At 45.7% G+C, this 17,935-nt stretch carries 14 protein-coding genes; 9 read left to right on the forward strand and 5 right to left on the reverse strand.

All coding sequences use genetic code 11. The features are described from left to right. The first annotated feature begins 7 nt into the window (after positions 1–7). Positions 8–406, forward strand: a complete 399-nt coding sequence (gene rnpA, locus ACZ41C_RS07015) for a ribonuclease P protein component (protein ID WP_246160824.1) — start codon at positions 8–10, stop codon at positions 404–406. Then, positions 387–2,021, forward strand: a complete 1,635-nt coding sequence (locus tag ACZ41C_RS07020; protein ID WP_464565123.1) for a S41 family peptidase — start codon at positions 387–389, stop codon at positions 2,019–2,021. Before rnpA ends, ACZ41C_RS07020 begins: the two co-directional genes overlap by 20 nt. Here the strand turns inward: ACZ41C_RS07020 and ACZ41C_RS07025 are convergent, their stop codons facing one another. From ACZ41C_RS07025 to ACZ41C_RS07035, 3 genes are read right to left on the reverse strand one after another with little or no spacing between them, the layout of a single operon-like run. Further along, positions 2,022–2,924: a 3-keto-disaccharide hydrolase gene (locus ACZ41C_RS07025; protein WP_464565125.1), complete on the reverse strand. Its 903-nt coding sequence runs from the start codon at positions 2,922–2,924 to the stop codon at positions 2,022–2,024. Positions 2,925–2,942: 18 nt separating this feature from the next. Continuing rightward, complete coding sequence (locus tag ACZ41C_RS07030) at positions 2,943–3,770, reverse strand: PIG-L deacetylase family protein (protein ID WP_464565127.1); 828 nt, start codon at positions 3,768–3,770, stop codon at positions 2,943–2,945. A 29-nt stretch (positions 3,771–3,799) separates the two neighbouring features. Next, positions 3,800–4,906, reverse strand: coding sequence for an acyltransferase family protein (locus ACZ41C_RS07035; RefSeq protein WP_464565129.1), 1,107 nt, complete (start codon positions 4,904–4,906; stop codon positions 3,800–3,802). 91 nt (positions 4,907–4,997) lie between these two features. Between ACZ41C_RS07035 and ACZ41C_RS07040 the strand changes: the two genes are divergently transcribed. The 6 genes from ACZ41C_RS07040 to ACZ41C_RS07065 all read left to right on the forward strand — a co-directional run bounded on the left by ACZ41C_RS07040 (position 4,998) and on the right by ACZ41C_RS07065 (position 13,657). Next, entirely contained in the window at positions 4,998–6,500 is a 1,503-nt protein-coding gene (locus ACZ41C_RS07040; protein ID WP_464565131.1) for a S10 family peptidase, read from the forward strand. A 4-nt stretch (positions 6,501–6,504) separates the two neighbouring features. Beyond that, a complete protein-coding gene (locus tag ACZ41C_RS07045) occupies positions 6,505–7,458 on the forward strand; it encodes an MBL fold metallo-hydrolase (protein WP_464565133.1) in 954 nt (317 codons plus the stop codon). 6 nt (positions 7,459–7,464) lie between these two features. Further along, complete coding sequence (locus tag ACZ41C_RS07050; protein WP_464565135.1) at positions 7,465–8,328, forward strand: fructosamine kinase family protein; 864 nt, start codon at positions 7,465–7,467, stop codon at positions 8,326–8,328. Positions 8,329–8,361: 33 nt separating this feature from the next. Then, positions 8,362–10,482, forward strand: a complete 2,121-nt coding sequence (locus tag ACZ41C_RS07055) for a c-type cytochrome (RefSeq protein ID WP_464565137.1) — start codon at positions 8,362–8,364, stop codon at positions 10,480–10,482. Between the two features lie 25 nt (positions 10,483–10,507). Continuing rightward, complete coding sequence (locus ACZ41C_RS07060; RefSeq protein WP_464565139.1) at positions 10,508–11,986, forward strand: acyl-CoA synthetase; 1,479 nt, start codon at positions 10,508–10,510, stop codon at positions 11,984–11,986. A gap of 135 nt (positions 11,987–12,121) precedes the next feature. Further along, positions 12,122–13,657, forward strand: coding sequence for a sodium:solute symporter family protein (locus ACZ41C_RS07065; protein WP_464565141.1), 1,536 nt, complete (start codon positions 12,122–12,124; stop codon positions 13,655–13,657). Between the two features lie 20 nt (positions 13,658–13,677). On the opposite strand, the gene ACZ41C_RS07070 is transcribed toward ACZ41C_RS07065, so the two are convergent. After that, positions 13,678–15,216 carry a sulfatase family protein gene (locus ACZ41C_RS07070; RefSeq protein ID WP_464565143.1) on the reverse strand — a complete coding sequence of 513 codons (1,539 nt, stop codon included), beginning with the start codon at positions 15,214–15,216 and terminating at the stop codon, positions 13,678–13,680. A 156-nt stretch (positions 15,217–15,372) separates the two neighbouring features. Then, positions 15,373–16,524: a C40 family peptidase gene (locus ACZ41C_RS07075; RefSeq protein ID WP_464565145.1), complete on the reverse strand. Its 1,152-nt coding sequence runs from the start codon at positions 16,522–16,524 to the stop codon at positions 15,373–15,375. Between the two features lie 176 nt (positions 16,525–16,700). Between ACZ41C_RS07075 and dcm the strand changes: the two genes are divergently transcribed. Beyond that, positions 16,701–17,927 (forward strand): DNA (cytosine-5-)-methyltransferase, encoded by a 1,227-nt coding sequence (gene dcm / locus ACZ41C_RS07080; protein WP_464565147.1) that lies wholly within the window; start codon positions 16,701–16,703, stop codon positions 17,925–17,927. Positions 17,928–17,935: the final 8 nt, after the last annotated feature.

Genomic DNA, 17,935 nt, shown 5'->3' on the forward strand with positions numbered 1-17,935 from the left:
AATGGACGTGCCCGAACAAAAAAAAGACGTTTCCTTCGGTAAGAAAGAGAAGCTAAAAAGCCAAAAAAGTATTGGCCAACTCTTTACCGAAGGAAAAAGTCTTTCCATATTCCCCCTTAAACTTATCTATTTGGAAACCGCTCAGCAAGATGTTCGCATAAAAGCCGCGGTGACCGTTCCAAAAAAAAACTTCAAACGTGCCGTTCATCGAAATAGAATCAAAAGACTGCTACGGGAGTCCTACCGATTGAACAAAGGCCTGGTTTTTAACAATACACAAGGAAACTTTGCGTTTTTATTTTTATACCTTGGAAAGGAAATGCCTGCTTTTGTGGATATAGAGTCCAAAATGAAGCTACTTTTAGAGAAATTTAATGCCCGGATTCATGAAAAAACTAGTGCGTAAAAGAGTTGTAATTCCCGTTCTAGCCCTTACTTTTCTTATTGTTGGAAGTAGTTTTAAAAGCGATTTTTTTGAAATAGCGAAGCAAATAGAAATTTTCACTACGCTTTTCAAGGAGCTTAATATGAACTATGTGGACGAGACAAATCCTGCGGAACTTATGGATACCGCCATTAAGAACATGCTGGAGGATTTGGACCCTTATACCAAGTTTTTAAACGAACAGGATGTAGAATCGTACCGAATAAACAATGCAGGGGAATATTCCGGTATTGGAGCGTTGGTACGCACCTACAAGGACAGGCTGTTGATCGTTGAACCACATCAGGGATATCCTGCGGACAAGGCCGGTTTAAAGACCGGGGACCAGATCATTCAAATAGGGGATATCAAGGTGGCGGATTTTGAGGACAACGCCAGTGAGCTTCTTAAAGGTTCCGAAGGTTCCACCGTGGACATTATTTACAAGCGACAAGGGAAGATAAACAGTACTACCATTGAACGGGGAGGAATTGAAGTGGATGCCGTGCCTTTCTACAAAATGATAGACGACAAAACCGGGTACATTGTTTTGTCAAAATTCAATGCCAAGGCCACGGACCAAACAAAAAGTGCCTTGCTCGACCTCAAAGGAAAAGGGGCCGAAAAAATAGTACTGGACTTGCGCGACAATCCGGGAGGGTTGCTGTCAGAAGCCATAAACGTCACAAACTTATTTGTTCCCAAAGGCGAATTGGTGGTGACCACAAAATCCAAAGTAAAGAAATTCAATAGGGAATACCGCACAAGCAACCAACCCGTGGATACCGATATTCCTTTGGTGGTCTTGGTAAATGGGAGCAGTGCCTCTGCAAGTGAAATCGTCTCGGGCAGTTTACAGGACTTGGATCGGGCAGTCATTATGGGGGCCCGTAGTTTTGGAAAGGGCTTGGTGCAAAGACCCTTAAAATTGACCTATGGTACGCAGTTAAAGGTGACCATTTCCAGGTATTACACGGCATCCGGACGTTGCATCCAGGCCTTGGATTACTGGAACCGGGATGAAAATGGCAATGCCATCAGAAATACCCAATTCAATGATTTTACGACCAGGAACGGAAGAAAGGTTCAGGATGGCGGGGGCGTCTTGCCCGATGTTGAAATCGCCGCGGTCAAAACGAACGATTTAACCATGGCATTACTGCAAAACAATGTCATTTTCGACTATGCTACGGATTACTACTTTAGCCATAAAGTAGCCGATGTAGGCGATTTTCAGTTTTCAAATTCGGATTTTAACGCCTTTAAGGCCTTTGTAAGGGAAAGCGATTTTTCCTTTGAGACCAAAGCGGAAAAAGCAATTACCGAAGCACTTTCCGGTCCGGAAAACGATTTTTTGGGCCAGGAAGTAAAGGATAGTTACAAGACCTTGTTGGCCAATATTCAAAAAGGCAAGATCAATGCCCTGGACAAGTATCAAAAAGAAATCCAGAAAAATTTAGAGGACGAAATAATCAAGCGCTATTTTTATCGTGATGGTCTTTATCAATACTATCTGTCCCATGACGATGCTATTTTAGCGGCGTCGGAACTACTGGAAAATTCCTCAAAATATAACAGTATCCTAGGAAATAGGTAATTATCGGAAGTCACAACTATTGGGGTCCGGCTCAACATAGTACGGTTTATAGTTGACGGCCTGAGGGTCCATACAGCCCTTTAAGTTCCTGATTTTTACGTTGCGGAAATCTATCGGCTGACCTTCACTTTGTAAGGCTATAAAACCCTCCTTCAAGGGTGTACCCGGTGTAAAGATGTTTGGATCGTACCCATTGACGACGCCACCACCCATTTGCGGTTTTGTATATTCCAATACCGTTTTACCGTTGATGATATGCTGTACCAAGGAATCCCCGTACACGATAAGCTCCGCTTTTACCCATTGATCGCCAAAATAGGTGTCGGAAATCGAATTGACACAATGATTGGGATCGAGCTTTCCGTTGTAGAAAATATCCGTTCCAGGGGAGCACATATTCCCTGTGGGCCGTTCTTTTCCTTCCTCCACACCAGCCAAGAATTGCATCTCGACGGAAATGGGCCAATCCTGTTCCTTAAGAATCGTTCTAGGGTCTTGGGAGTGGAACATGACCCCACTGTTCAAAAGGGTATAGTCCGGAGCACCCGGAAATAGGTCGCCTACAAAACGATATTCCATGGATAGGTGAAAATAGGAATACGGTTGGTCGTAATACAGATGTCCAAAGCGATCATTGAACAAGCCCTCATATTGGTCATATCTGACCTTTATGATGCTATCCTCCACCCTAAAAGTATCCCCATAGTTGTCAAAAACATCATAATGGTGGATTTTGGCGGTCCATCCGGTCAAGTCTTTTCCATTAAAAAGAGAGGTCCAACCGGTGTCGGTAGTTTCTTGTGAAATAACATCGGTATTAACTGTCAACAAAATGGACAAAACCAGATACGTTTTCCAATCTATAAAATATGTAAACAACCGTTTTATCTTGGAAAGATGCATTTCATGGTTTTTGGTATGTTATTCAAAAACCGAATCGGAATCGGATTTTGGGGCTTCAAACTTTCGTAGGTAAACGAACTTCCCATTTTTTGACTTACGGTCCATAAAATCGGCTTCCGTTAGCATGGGGTCGATTTGGCTGTAGTGGCATCGGTAGGATTTAGCGGCCATTTCCAGGTCTTCATCGGTGTAGGGAACTTTCGTTCTTAAATATTTGCTTGCCTGCCCTCTTAGAACTTTTCCATCGGCATCATCGATGTTGTCCAACGGTGTTCCATAAAAGTATAGCGACATGGGCTTTTGCCAATCCTTGCTTAAATACACCTGTGTAATGGAGGCACCAACCAGTCTATGGTCCATGTGTGTGGAACCGCCATCAGGGCCCCACGTGATGATGGCGTCGGGCTTGGTTTTTTCTACAATATCGTTTAATTGTTTCACCATTTCCCTGGCGTGGGGAACATGGCCGTCATAGCCCTCTGCTGCCCTAAGTTGGTCATGAAAGTTTAAATGTGTCAGTTCAACGCCCAACAATTCTGCTGCGCAGCGCATCTCTTCCCTTCGTGTAACCACCAGTTCGTCCCCCGCCTTATGGTCATGGAAATCGTTGGTGCCATACCTGCCGTCCGTTACGACCACCAAGTGCACCTTGGCGCCTTCCCTGGTATATTTTGCCAGTATGGGGGATATCGTACTTTCATCATCAGGGTGGGCAAAAACCGCCAACAAGGTCTTTCCTTCATAAGGCTTTTGGGCCCAAGAACTGGCTCCAGACAGTAAAATGACAAGCAACGCAAATAGACCTTGTCTTAGCATTTGATTTATGGATCGTCGATGTTTTTGCATGATGGATGTTTTTTGGTCCCTGCCCGTTTCTAGACTTTGAAATAAATCCTTCGTTTGTCCAGATAATACGTGATATACCATAAAAATAGGAGAATTAACAATGATTCCAAAACCAATATCCAATCCTTATACGCCTCTAGGGCATGAAAAAGACCTGTGTTCCAAAGAATGTCGAATTCCCTGAATATCAAATGACCAAAGGTCTCAGCGAACAAATAGATGAAAATGGAGTTGGTGCCAACGACCGCAAAAAATTGAAGCCAGTTTTTCTTGTATCCTTTCACGTCGATTATCCAATAAAAAAAGGCAAGCGCTAAAATTGAAATTCCGCCAGATGCCAAGGTAAACGATGAGGTCGCAATACGTTTGATGATCGGTGTAATTTCAAAAAAGTCGAGTGCAAAACCTAGAACGGTGGCCAACACCCCCCAAAGAAGAAAGTTCCTGACTTTATTTGTTTGGGCAGTAGGGTTCAGCAATAGTTGACCACATACAACGCCCCAGATGGTATGGGCGGCAGTTGGAAGAAAATTTATGAATACCCAATATCCGCCGTTTACCTTCCCCATCACCAATAGGTCGACCCAGGAGCCAAAGGTTTCATGCCCTTGGGCATAGGGAGCATTTGGGTTATAAGATCTGTATAAAATTTCCGTCAGCACCAATAGAAAAATTGAAAACCCTATTTGAAAGGTGGCACTTTTACGCATAATGGCATAGGCAATCAGGATTGTAAATGCCAACTGTACCAAAACATTCCATAGTTCCCATACCGGACCATGGCTGTAGACACAGTGCAATAACACCCCAAATAGGAACAACTTTAGGCATCGCATGGCGATGTGCCTATTCAATTCGGAACGGTTTCCAGATGCCAATCGCTTTTTAAAGGAAAATGGCATGGCCACCCCAACGATGAACATAAAAAAAGGCTGTATAAGGTCCCAAAAACGAAGACCGTTCCAAGGATGGTGCTGTAATTGAAGGGCCAAAGGATACAAGGAGGACTCTTCCGTTAAACCGGCAAAACTTTCATGAAAACCCGCAGCTTCGGCAATCAAAAGAAACATAATAAGCCCCCTGAAAACATCCAAGGAGTACAGGCGCTGTGACAAAGGTTTGGCGAATTGCGACATACAATTCAGTGGTTAGGTTTAGCCCTGAAATGTACAACAATTTTTAAATGAAATGATTACCTTTCAAATACCATTTAATAGCCCGACATTTATGCATAAAATAGTACTTTTTTTCTTGTTTTTTATCTCAGGTATAACCCTTCATTCCCAATCCGATGCCCAGGAACAAGACCAGAAACCCATTCCCGATGCCAAGAGTTTTGAAACCCTCCATCAAGGGGTGTTTGGAGGAAAGACCATCAGTTATACAGCAACGGGCAAGGAAACCTTTTTGACCAATAAAGCAGGCGACTCCATAGCCACATTTTGGTCCGTAGCCTATACCAAAAACCCAATTGGTGATGTAACAAAGAGACCGGTTACCTTTATCTTCAATGGCGGGCCGGGTTCCGCTTCCCTATGGCTACACATGGGGCTTTTTGGGCCCAAAATCATAAAAGTGGATTCAGAAGCCAAGAAAGACGATGGGGCCGCGCCCTACGATCTTGTGGCCAATGAACATGGCCTTTTAGACCTTACCGATCTTGTATTTATAGATCCCGTAGGCACGGGGTATAGCAGGTTGGTAGGCAAAGGCAAGGGTAAGGACTTTTACGGACTTAACGAGGATGTTGCCTCATTTGCCCAATTTATTAGGAAATGGGTCACGGACAACGGGCGCTGGTTCTCTCCCAAATATTTGGCAGGTGAAAGTTACGGTACCACAAGGGCCGCTTATTTGGGAAAGGCCTTGGAGGGCTCAGGTCAAAATATGGCGCTCAACGGTATGATCCTTATTTCCCAAGCTTTGGATTATGCCGGCTCCACCTCTATCCATTATAACATTACCTCCTACATCACCTATTTGCCGAGTATGGCCGCCACGGCTTGGTACCATAAAAAAGCAGGGGAAGGAAAAACACTGGAAGCCTTTGTAAAAGAGTGCAGGGAGTTTACCTATGGCGATTACACCAAGGCCCTGTACAAGGGCAATCTATTGAACAATGCCGAAAAGGATGAAATCGCCCAGAAGCTCAGTTATTTTATTGGTTTGGACAAAGACTACATCCTTAGGTCCAACCTGCGCGTTCTTGTGGAACGATTCCAGAAAAAACTTTTGGAGGATCAAGGTTTGGCGATTGGACGTTTGGACGGAAGATTCATGGGCGACGAGGCTGATGACGTAGCCGAAAGTCCCCACTTGGGAGATCCGGCAAGCTATCAAATTGGTGCGGCCTATACCGCAGGGATCAACCATTATTTTGCGACCGATTTAAAAGTTAACATGGACCGGCCCTACATCACTTCCGGAGGTGGCGAGGGATGGCGATGGCGCACCGCTCCCGATGATGCCTATTGGGAGCCAATGCCCGTAAACACGGCCCCGTTTCTTGGAGAAACCATGAGGCGTAACCCAGAAATGAAGGTGATGGTAGCCAACGGCTATTACGATCTTATAACGCCTTTTTTTGATGCCGAATATACCTTTGCCAGAAATGGCATTGTCACAGATAGGGTAACCATGAACTATTATGAGGCCGGCCACATGATGTACACCCATGAGCCGGATCTAAAAAAACTGTCGGAGGATATTCGGGCATTTTTATCCCAATAAAAGGTTGAGGTTTCGTTGCTTAAATATCGCTTTTCTTTTCCTTCTACCCCACCTGAGCATTGCCCAGCATTCGTTTGTCGCCAATGACAAGGAAGGCGTGGAAGTATTCGTTTTGGGAACGGTCCAGGACGGGGGAAGTCCGCACATAGGTTGTGAAAAAGAATGTTGTGCGCAACTTTTTGAAAAAGGTGACCATTCCAGAAAGGTCGTTTCCCTGGGTGTCGTCGATTTTAATAACAACCAAACAATTCTTATCGAGGCCACTCCAGACCTGCCGGCCCAAATAAGGGCATTGCGCGAAATGGCGCCTTTCAGGCAAAATGATTACCCAGACGGTATCTTTCTGACCCATGCCCATATTGGGCATTACGGTGGTCTTATGTATTTGGGCAAGGAAGTTGCAAACACCAAAAACATTCCGGTATATGCCATGCCCAGAATGCATCGGTTTTTGACGGAAAATGGGCCTTGGGGACAGTTGGTGGCAACTAAAAATATCAGGCTTGTTCCAATAGAAAATGAAAGATCGGTTCAAATATCGGAGCAATTGGCCATCGTTCCTTTTGTCGTTCCGCATCGGGACGAGTATTCAGAGACCGTGGGATATAAGATTATCGGTCCCAACAAAACCTTGTTGTTTATTCCGGATATAGACAAATGGGAAAAGTGGGAAAAGGACATTCGGGAAGAAATCAAAACTGTGGACTATTCCTTGATAGATGCCACTTTTTTCGATGCCGAAGAGGTTAATTATAGGGACATCTCAGAAATTCCCCATCCCTTTGTCATTGAAAGCATGGTAACGTTCAAAGATTATCCCAAATCCGAAAGAAACAAGGTCTACTTCATTCATTTCAACCATACGAACCCTTTGTTGAATCCCGATGCTCCGCAAACAAAAAAAGTGTTGCAGGAAGGTTTTCAAATAGCAAGAAAGGGCATGGCCCTAAAATTATAAACGGGTTTGGACAAAGAACTTATTGCATATCTAAACTACTTGCTATACACAAAAATAGAGCAGGTTTCCCCAATTTCCGGAGGGGATTTCTCTAGGGCCTATCTTTTGGAATCCGAAACCGAAAAATTCTTCTGCAAAATAAACGGGCAAAACAAGGCCCTTGCAATGTTCCATGCCGAGAAAAATGGGCTCCAGGAACTCTTGAAAACCAATACGATCGCCGCCCCGCGGTCCTTTCATGTAGAACCCTATGAAGCAGGTGCTTTTTTCCTGATGGAATATGTTGAAAGTAAGACGGCAACTTCAAAAGAAATGGCGCTTTTTGGCCGCCAACTGGCCCAATTACATCAATTATCCAATAGCCGGACATTTGGGTGGGAGGAAAACAATTTCATCGGCAGTTTGGATCAATCCAATAGAAGACATTTGGATTGGACTTCGTTTTATGTGCAGGAAAGACTCCTTCCTCAGCTACATTTGGCATTTGAGAAGGGACTCTTGGCGAAAACCGATATCCCTTCAAGAGAAAAAATGGTTGCGGTGTGCAACAACTTCTTTCCCAACGTAAAACCCTCTTTGTTACATGGCGATTTGTGGAGCGGCAATTTTTTGATTTCAAAGGATGGTATTCCGTTTTTAATAGACCCGGCCATCTATTATGGCCATCATGAGGTGGATATTGCCATGACCCGTCTTTTTAGTGGTTTTGGGGATTCCTTTTACAATTCGTATCGTGAAATCATTCCTCCCGAACCAGGTGAAGAAGAACGAACAGATTTGTATCAATTGTACTATCTCCTTGTCCACCTCAACCTTTTTGGAGCTTCCTATAAGCCTCCTGTAAAAAGAATTTTGTCCGCCTATTTTTAGGATTTGGCTACCTTTAAAGCAAACATTCATTTTATGAAGTCGCTCAAAATAATCGGTCTATTGCTTCTGATATTGGGAATAGGTTCCTGTGAAGAAAATGTAAAGGAAGCACCTGCACAAAAAGAGTATACTACTTGGTCCTCCTATTTGGGCGATGCGGGAAGGACCCATTTTTCCACATTGTCGCAGATTACCAAAGAAAATGTTGCATCCCTCAAAGTGGCTTGGACGTATGAATCCGAAGATTGGGGGCAAATGCAGATGAATCCTATCGTTGTGGATTCCATGTTCTGTGGGGTTACGGCCGCACTTCGGGTAGTGGCGCTCCATGCCGGGACGGGAGAAGAAATCTGGCAGTTTGGGGATTCCGTTAAAGTGTGGCATTCCACAAGCAGGGGCGTATCCTATTGGTCCAAAGGTGAGGATAAACGAATACTGTGTACTCGAGGTGCTTTCCTATTCGCTCTGGACGCACGCACTGGGAAACCCATCCCGACTTTTGGTTCGGGCGGTAAGGTGGATTTACGTTCCGGTATGCCTAAAAGCGCTGAAAACAAGTTCGTCATTTCCAATACCCCTGGCACTGTTTTTAAGGATTTAATCGTCATGCCGCTAAGGGTTTCCGAAGGAGCAGGGGCCGCTCCTGGGGATATCATGGCGTTTAACATTGTTACAGGTGCGTTGGAATGGTCGTTTCACACCATCCCGCATCCTGGGGAATTTGGCCACGAAACATGGCAAGATTCCACAACCTATAAGAGTTCCATTGTGGGCGGCGCCAACAACTGGGCAGGTATGGCTGTAGACGAGGAGGCTGAAATCATATATGTGCCCACGGGCTCCGCCGCTCCCGACTTTTACGGAGGTGTCCGGCTTGGACAGAACCTGTTTTCCAACTCGCTCTTGGCCTTAAATGCCAATACGGGAGAACGGCTTTGGCACTTTCAGTTTACCCATCATGATATTTGGGACCGTGACCCGCCCGCTCCGCCCAACCTGTTGATGGTGGAACGGGAGGGTAAAAAAATACCCGCCGTGGCCCAAGTGACCAAACAGGGATATGTATTTGTATTCAATCGATTGACCGGGGAACCCTTGTTTGACATTGAAGAAGTGCCCGTGCCCAAATCGATGTTGGAAGGGGAAGAGACCTGGCCCACCCAACCCATACCGGCACTTCCAAAGCCTTTTGCACGGCAATCCCAAGACCTAACGGAAGCGGACATCAGCCCTTTTGCCGAAAACAAGGAGGAGTTGGCATCAAAATTTAGATCTGCAAGCAAAAGTCAGTATGCCCCTCCAAATACAGAACCCGTTTTATTACTGCCCGGTTACGATGGGGCAGCAGAATGGGGCGGGGCCTCCGTAGATCCGGAAGACGGGATTCTGTACGTGAATTCCAATGAGATGGCCTGGACACTTCTAATGAGCGAAAATACCGGCGATGTGTTCGACGGCCCTTTGGGAGAGGCTACCTATCAAAAATATTGTGTTACCTGCCATCAAGCAGATAGAAAAGGATATGCCGCAAGTGGATATCCCAGTTTGCTCGACCTGCAGCTCCGAAAAAACAAAAACGAAGTGGCCGAGATAATTACCAAAGGAAAGGGCATGATGACGGGATTTCCCCAGCTTTCAAAAGAGGAAATGGAGGCCCTACTAGCCTTTCTATTCGATGAGGAAATAAAACATTCCGTTGCTTCGGAAAATGTACCCCAAGACACCGTTCAGGAACGTTACAAACATGCCGGATACACCAAGTTTTTGGACAGCAATGGACTGCCGGGGATTTCACCGCCCTGGGGTACGATGCATGCCATCGATTTGAATACCGGCAACTTTAAATGGTCCATTCCCTTTGGCAATACCCCGGAGTTGGGGGATGAAGGTATAGGAACCGGAACTGAAAATTATGGCGGTGCCGTGGTGACCAAAAACGGACTGCTGTTCATTGCGGCAACACGGGATGGTTATTTTAGGGTTTTCGATAAAGAAAATGGGGGGCTTCTTTGGGAATATGAATTGCCCGCGCCAGCATTTGCCACACCGGCCATGTACGAATTTAATGGAAAGCAGTATATTGCCATCGCCTGTGGCGGGGAAAAACTCGGTACCAAAAAAGGGAATAAAATCATTGCCTTTGCCCTGCCCTAATGGCTTAAGAACAAACTGACCAACGATGTTAACACTATTTGAGCGCGCCAAAAGTTTTGGTGAAAGAAAGGCTATATCCTCCAACAATCAAGATTATAGCTATGACCAGCTTATTGCTTCTTCCAATGCTGTAGCTTCTAATTTGTTAGGTAATTCCACCGATTTAAATGAGAGTAGAATTACCTTTTTGGTGCCTCCTTCTTTTGAATATACCGCCATTCAATGGGGAATCTGGAAAGCGGGAGGCATCGCGGTTCCCCTATGCGTATTACATCCTTTGCCCTCCATTCAATATGTGCTGGAGGATACCCAAGCGGAAATTGTCATTGCCCATAAGGATTATGTGGACTTTTTAAGGCCCTTGGAGGCAATGTTGGGTATTTCCGTGGTTCCTATGGAAGATGTTTTGGTGGCCAGAAAAGCAACCCTTCCCAATCTTTCCCCAGGCAGAAGGGCCATGATCTTGTACACCAGCGGCACTACCAGCAAACCTAAGGGCGTCGTGACCACGCACGCCAATATTGAAGCGCAGATTACGGCTTTAGTAAATGCCTGGGAATGGGAAAAAGACGATTATATTTTGAACATTCTACCCTTACATCACGTCCATGGGATTATCAATGTGATGAGCTGTACGCTATGGAGTGGCGCCTGTTGTGAATTTTTGCCGAAGTTCAACGATGAAAAAGTCTGGGAAATCATTACTTCGGGTAGGCTTACGCTCTTTATGGCCGTGCCGACGATTTACTACAAACTGATTGCCTTTTGGGATCATGCCAGCGACGGGGAAAGGAAAAAAATGTCCGAAGCGGCCTCCAAACTACGACTGATGGTCTCTGGATCTGCCGCCTTACCGGTGCCCGTACTTGAAAAATGGCGCACCATTTCGGGGCAAACCCTTTTAGAGCGTTATGGAATGACGGAGATTGGCATGGGCCTTTCCAATTCCTATCGCGGGGAACGTAGGCCTGGCCATGTTGGTTTGCCCTTGCCAACGGTAGAAATGCGCTTGGTTGACCAGGAGAACAATCCTGTAGGGGCCAACGAACCGGGAGAGTTCCAGATTAAGGGACCAAGTGTGTTCAAGGAATATTGGCAAAAACCCGATGCAACGGCAAAAGCCTTTACTAAAGACGGTTGGTTCATTACGGGCGATATCGGTATGCTGAACGACGGACTTTACAAAATCCTTGGCAGGGACAGTGTGGATATAATCAAGTCTGGCGGATATAAGATATCTGCCTTGGAAATTGAGGATATACTAAGAAAGCATGAGGAAATTGCCGATTGTGCCGTAGTTGGCCTGCCCGATGAAGAGTGGGGCGAGGTCATTGCAGCGTGCCTGGTTCCGTCCGGCGAAGCCATAAAAACGGACGTGTTGAATACTTGGCTAAAGACCCAAATGCCCGGATATAAAATTCCGAGGAAATACATAATGCAACGGGAGCTGCCCAGAAACGTCCTGGGCAAGGTCACCAAAAATGAGGTAAAAAAACTGTTTTAAACCAAATAACCAAACCATGGATTTTTTAACCTGGATTCCATATATCGGCATCTTAATTCTAGTCATCATCAACGCAGCGTTGGTCCTTAATAGGGATATTCACGTAGAGGAAAACGACCATAATCCGGAGCACTGATGGACTACTTCTACGAGCACTACGTAACCCTTATTTTAACGGCCCTTTATGTGGGCGGTTGTCTTTACATCGGGTGGTTTTTTAAAAAGAAAGCATCGGAAGGCGTTGAAGGTTTTTATGTTGCCAAAAGGGAAATCCCGGGATGGGTGATTTCCTTGGCCTTCTTTTCCACATCGGCCAGTACGAACACCTATATCGGTCAGGCAGGGAAGTCTTTTGAGCTGGGTCTTTCCTGGGCTTGGATGGGTTTTATTTGGACCTTTTTTTGTGTCGTCTCCTGGCAATTACTGGGGCCCAAAATGCGGTTTCAGACTGCACGGTTAAAGTCGTTCACCATCCCAGATTATTTTCATCTGCGGTATAAGAGTTCCTTGGCACAGACGATCAGGGTGCTTTCCGCCGTTATCATCCTCTTTGCAACACTTTGGTATATGGTAGGCATCGCCAAAGGATGCGCCCACGTGCTTACGTCCGTGTTGGATATTCCCTATAAATATGGATCTTTTGCCATTATTGCCGTAACCTGCGCCTATACCATTTGGGGCGGTATGTACAGCGTGCTTTGGACCGATGCCATACAGGGTATCATCATGTTCGGGGTGGCCATTTTGATGTTGGCCATTCCTTTTATGTACGTGGGTGGCGTGGACAATCTTTTCGAGGTGGTATCAAACACGGACCACTTGTCCAAAGCGGGCGCCCCAATAAATTCTGGATTGGTGACTTTTGGGGAGTTGGTTTCGTTTCTGTATATCTTGGGTATCGGGCTCTCCGTGGGTATGAAACAGATTTCGGAACCCAAAAACCTCATCCGTTTTTACTCGGTCAACAACACTAAAAGCATGCGGTTCGCCATGATATGGACACCTGTTTTCCTAGGAATTTCCTTGGTGTGTGTCATGGGTCTGGGCGCTTTGGTACACGGTATGGCAACCCCGGAAGAGGCCAATTATCTCATAAATCATACGGATGAAGTTATAGGATTTATGTTGGATAAGTTTGATAATAAACTGGTAAGCGGTATTTGTGTGGCAGGTCTGTTTGCCGCGGGAATGTCCTCCTTGGCTTCTGTTATCATCATCATAGGAACGGCCTTCGTCAAGGATATTTGGCATGTGGCCAAGCCGATGCAAGAATCCAAGATAATTCCCAGGACCAAATGGTTCATGGCGATTTACTGTATGTTCGTTTTCTTGTTGACGCTCTACCCAATTGCAGGAATTGTGGAGCTAACCGCCTTTGCAGGTGCCGTATTTGCGGCAAGCTTTTTTCCGGCCATTTTTGGGGGACTCTATTTAAAATGGGGGACGGATATGGGCGCTTTAAGCTCTATGGTCGTGGGAATGTTAACGAATATTGTTTGGCGCTTTGTATTCCGATTTAATTACGAGGACTTAATAGACGTTCACGAAATCATTCCGGCCTTCTTGTTGTCCATGCTGACCTATGTGGTTGTAAGTCTTATGACCAAAAATCGCAAACCGGATGAGGCCCATTTAGACCTTGTTTTTAATAAATCAAGCCGAAATGTTTAACGGCTCAAAAAATCAAGCAATTATTCTAAGCAGCCTACTTCCTTAAAAACGCCACCGTCTCGTACAAGTTGCCTGTACGCTTGGATTTCTGTGGATATTTCCCTGTTTTCCATTTGATAGTTTGGGGTATATAAAACCTCGTCCCAATAATTGGTCCGGGGTTCCCTGGCGCGCAGGTCACCCGTGTTTTCCATCCAGCATGTCAAATGTTTTCGCAGGAGGTTCAGTGCCGAGGCATACTTTGGATTATTGGCTTCGTTCCTTAGATTGTAGGGGTCGTTTTCAAGAATGTAGAGCTCTTCTTCTGGTCGTTTCCCAAAAGCCAATTCAAAATAAGCTTCCTTTTCTGGGTTCCCTTTGCCTTGCATGATCAGATATTTGGTGATGGAATTGTCAACGTCGCCATACTGCCCTACGGATTGATGCACCGTTGGGTCCCCGGCCGGCCATCGGTCCGGTTCAAAATTACGGATATATAGATATTCATGGGTACGCACGGCTCTCGACGGATAACTTAGGTTCCCCTTGCGCACATTGGCGTGGCGCTCCCGTTCCAAGAAAACCATGTCTTGGCCAGCCTTCGTAGCTTCCGTATCAAATAGCGGCAACAGTGAATTCCCGCTAAATTCGGTTTGCCGGGGCAACCCGGCGGCTTCTACAAAGGTGGGCGCAAAATCTACGAAGTTGACAAACTCCTTAATGCGCAACCCGCCCTCTATGTGCCCTTTCCAGTACATGGCCAAAGGCATACGGGTGCCATAATCGTACAGGTTGGCCTTGGCCCTGGGAAACGGCATGCCGTTATCGCTGGTCATGAAAATAAGGGTGTTTTCCAGTAGCCCCTCTCGTTGAAGTTTGGCAAGTATATTGCCACACTCCCTATCAAAACGCTCCACTTCGTAGTAATAGTCCAATAAATCGTTCCGGACACAGGAAACATCCGGTAAAAATTCGGGGACGGACACCCTATTTACGTCCATCCCTGTTTTTGCCCCTGCATTGGTTTCATAGTCCCGGTGCGGGTCTTGGCTCCCAAACCAATAGGCAAAGGGCCGATCCTTACCTCTAGCTTCCAAAAACACATCAAAATCTTCATAATCCTTTCCCGCCGGGTTATTGCTGTAACCCCCTGCCTCAAAGTCTCCGGGGCCCCACCCTTTTCTGCTTTTCCCAGTATGATACCCATAATCTTCCAACAAACGCATCCAGTTGGTGAACTTGGACGGTATCACCGACCAGAGATTTCCGGCACTTTCCAGTTGGTGCGGATATTTTCCCAACAAAATGCTTGCCCGCGATGGGGAGCAGGAAGGTGCGGCGCAATAGGCATTTTCAAAAACGGCCCCGTTTTTTGCCAAACCATCAAAGGTGGGGGTGCGCACCACGGCATCCCCATAAGCCCCAGCATGGGGATAGGACCAATCATCGGCAATCATAAAGACAATATTGGGCGGTTTGGCCTCTTGGGGTTTTTGGGAATATCCCAAAAAAAGCGTAAAAAACAAGATTGGGGTCAGAAAGGGAAAATACCTTTTGGGTGTTGTATGTAAATGGTTCATCGGCGGAAGGTTTTCAATGGTTATCGGTTTACCAAACAACCTGGAATAAGATCCAAAAATTATGCTCTTTGGCGGTTCCAATAAATATACAAAAACCAAGGGCCTATTTGAAAATCATGTCTTTTTGGGAAAAAATCAAAACGATGCTTTGAAATTTCAATCCTTGAACACGGGCGTTTGGGCCAAATCTATCAATAGGGCGTCCTGTTCCTTAAAAACACGTTTCGTTCGTAGATACCTGTTTAGGTTGTATTCATCATAGTTTTCTGCGTCCTTGTCCATACTGCTGATGCGTACTCGGTCCGATGCATGGATAAATTCATTATTGCCAATCCACATACCTACATGTACCACTTTTTCAGCGGTGGAATCCGTTGCTTTCCGTCCAAAAAACAACAAATCACCTTTTTGAAGCTGGTCAAAGCTTTTTGTAGAATCAATAGGAATCCCCGCATTTACTTGCTGAGAGGCATCCCTTGGGATAATCATCCCGTTTAAAAAATAGATGGTTTTGGTAAAGCCGCTGCAATCCATGCCCTTGGTAGATGTGCCTCCCCAAAGATAGGGTACGCCCATGAGGGTTTTGGAAGTCGCCACAAGGGATTCCTGGCTCCGGTCCAGAGTGCCCAACCAAGTGTCATATAGTGATGCCTCTTCCTTTTTTACGAATCCTTCCCGGCCATCAGCGAAACGAACCGAATAAAAATCCATACCTTCCCCGGTTGTTTCTAAAATACTGCCAGCCACCAAATCGGATACCCGTGTTTGAGCATCGATGCCCGAAAAAACATGCCCATAGGTATTCGTATAAATAATCTTTTTCAGGTTTGTCCAAGCCTCCAATTCGGCATCGGTCATTACCGAGATTTCGCCGGAATTTACCCAAGCCAAGTATTTATCAGGAGTTTGAATATAGTACCATCCTCCTTCCTTTTTCCAAACTTTTACCGGGGTTCCCAAAGTGGCCTGTGTGGAAAGCTCGGCCGAGTGTTTGGGCTCGCTTCGTAAATTGGCGACGGAATTCGTCACCAAGGCAACGTGTTTGCCTTCCAAACTTGGGTCCGGTAGGATTCTAATGCTATCGGTATATGCCACACTCGCTTCGTTCAATTTCTCTTTGAGGGCACTAACAGCATCGGGAAGGTTGGTTTCACCAACAAGGGTCCAACCATCTGCAGAATGCTTGCTTTCTATGTTGAACAACGCAACCCTTTTATCGGGTGCGTGTTCCTTTTGTATTGCTTCAATATAAGCCTCTAAATTTTCGTTTACGCCCTCTTCGGTGTTGCACCCTAGGACTAATAGCAAAAGAATAATTAAGATCTTGGTGAAATAATGCATGTGGTTTTTTTGTAAAAGTAAAGAATCCCGTCCTTTTTAGTTGAAATAGTACTTGGATCTCATTGTATAATTTGGTTACATTAGCCCCAAAGAAGCCCTGAAAGAAGATTTTTAAATATAATTGTTGGGCTAAATTTAAAGGTGTGAACAAATTACGTGTAATAGAACTTTTTGCCGGAGTAGGCGGCTTTCGTCTGGGATTGGAGCACACCGGGAATTTTGAAGTGGTTTGGAGCAATCAGTGGGAACCCAGCACCAAGACCCAGCATGCATCCTTGGTGTACGAAGCCCGGTTTGGAACTGAAAACCACGTGAATTCCGATATTTCCGAAGTGGCAACGGGTACAATTCCAGATGCCGATGTATTGGTGGGCGGATTCCCATGTCAGGATTATTCCGTAGCGACCACTCTGCAAAACTCCAAGGGATTGATCGGAAAAAAAGGGGTGTTGTGGTGGAGCATCCATCGGATTTTATCCGAAAAAAAACGCCCGCCCAAATACCTGTTTTTGGAAAATGTGGACCGCTTGCTAAAATCTCCCTCCAACCAACGAGGGCGGGATTTTGCCATCATGCTCAAGAGTTTGGAGGAACTTGGCTATGCCGTGGAATGGCGCGTTATCAATGCGGCGGATTATGGGATGCCCCAGCGGCGAAGGCGCATTTTTTTTCTGGGCTATCATAAAAGCACGGAAATGTATAAAAAACTGAAAAAGTCGGGTGCCGAAACATGGATGCTACAGGAGGGTGTTTTGGCCGATGCCTTTCCCGCCCACGTGGACTCGGCCAAGTCCCAAGAGTTTTTGATTGAAGGTGATTTGGTCTCGCTGTCCGAAAACTTTAACAAGGGCCAAAAACTGTCGCCTTTTGAAAATACAGGGGTCTTTGTGGAAGGAAAAGTCACCACCTTAAAGACCAAGGCCGATTATGATGATGTAAAAATGGTCCTTGGGGATGTGCTTCAAAAAGACGCTGTTCCAAGGGAATATTTCATTGATGAACAAGATGTGGCAAAATGGGAGTATTTAAAAGGGGCTAAAAAGGAGGTGCGCACCGCTAAAAACGGATTCAATTACAATTATAGTGAGGGTGCCATGGTGTTCCCCGATGCCTTGGACAATGCCTCGAGAACGATCATTACCGGGGAGGGCGGAAAAAGTCCGTCGCGATTTAAGCATGTGGTTCAAACCTCCAAAGGCCTGCGCCGTTTGACGCCCATGGAATTGGAACGCTTGAACATGTTCCCGGACAATCATACCCAATTGAAGGGCATTAGCGATACCAAAAGGGCCTTCTTTATGGGGAACGCCTTGGTAGTTGGTATCATCTCAAAAATAGGAGAAGTCCTTTTCAAAAAAATCAATCCGTAATTCCCTGT

The organism is Maribacter sp. C-4077, from assembly GCF_055378385.1.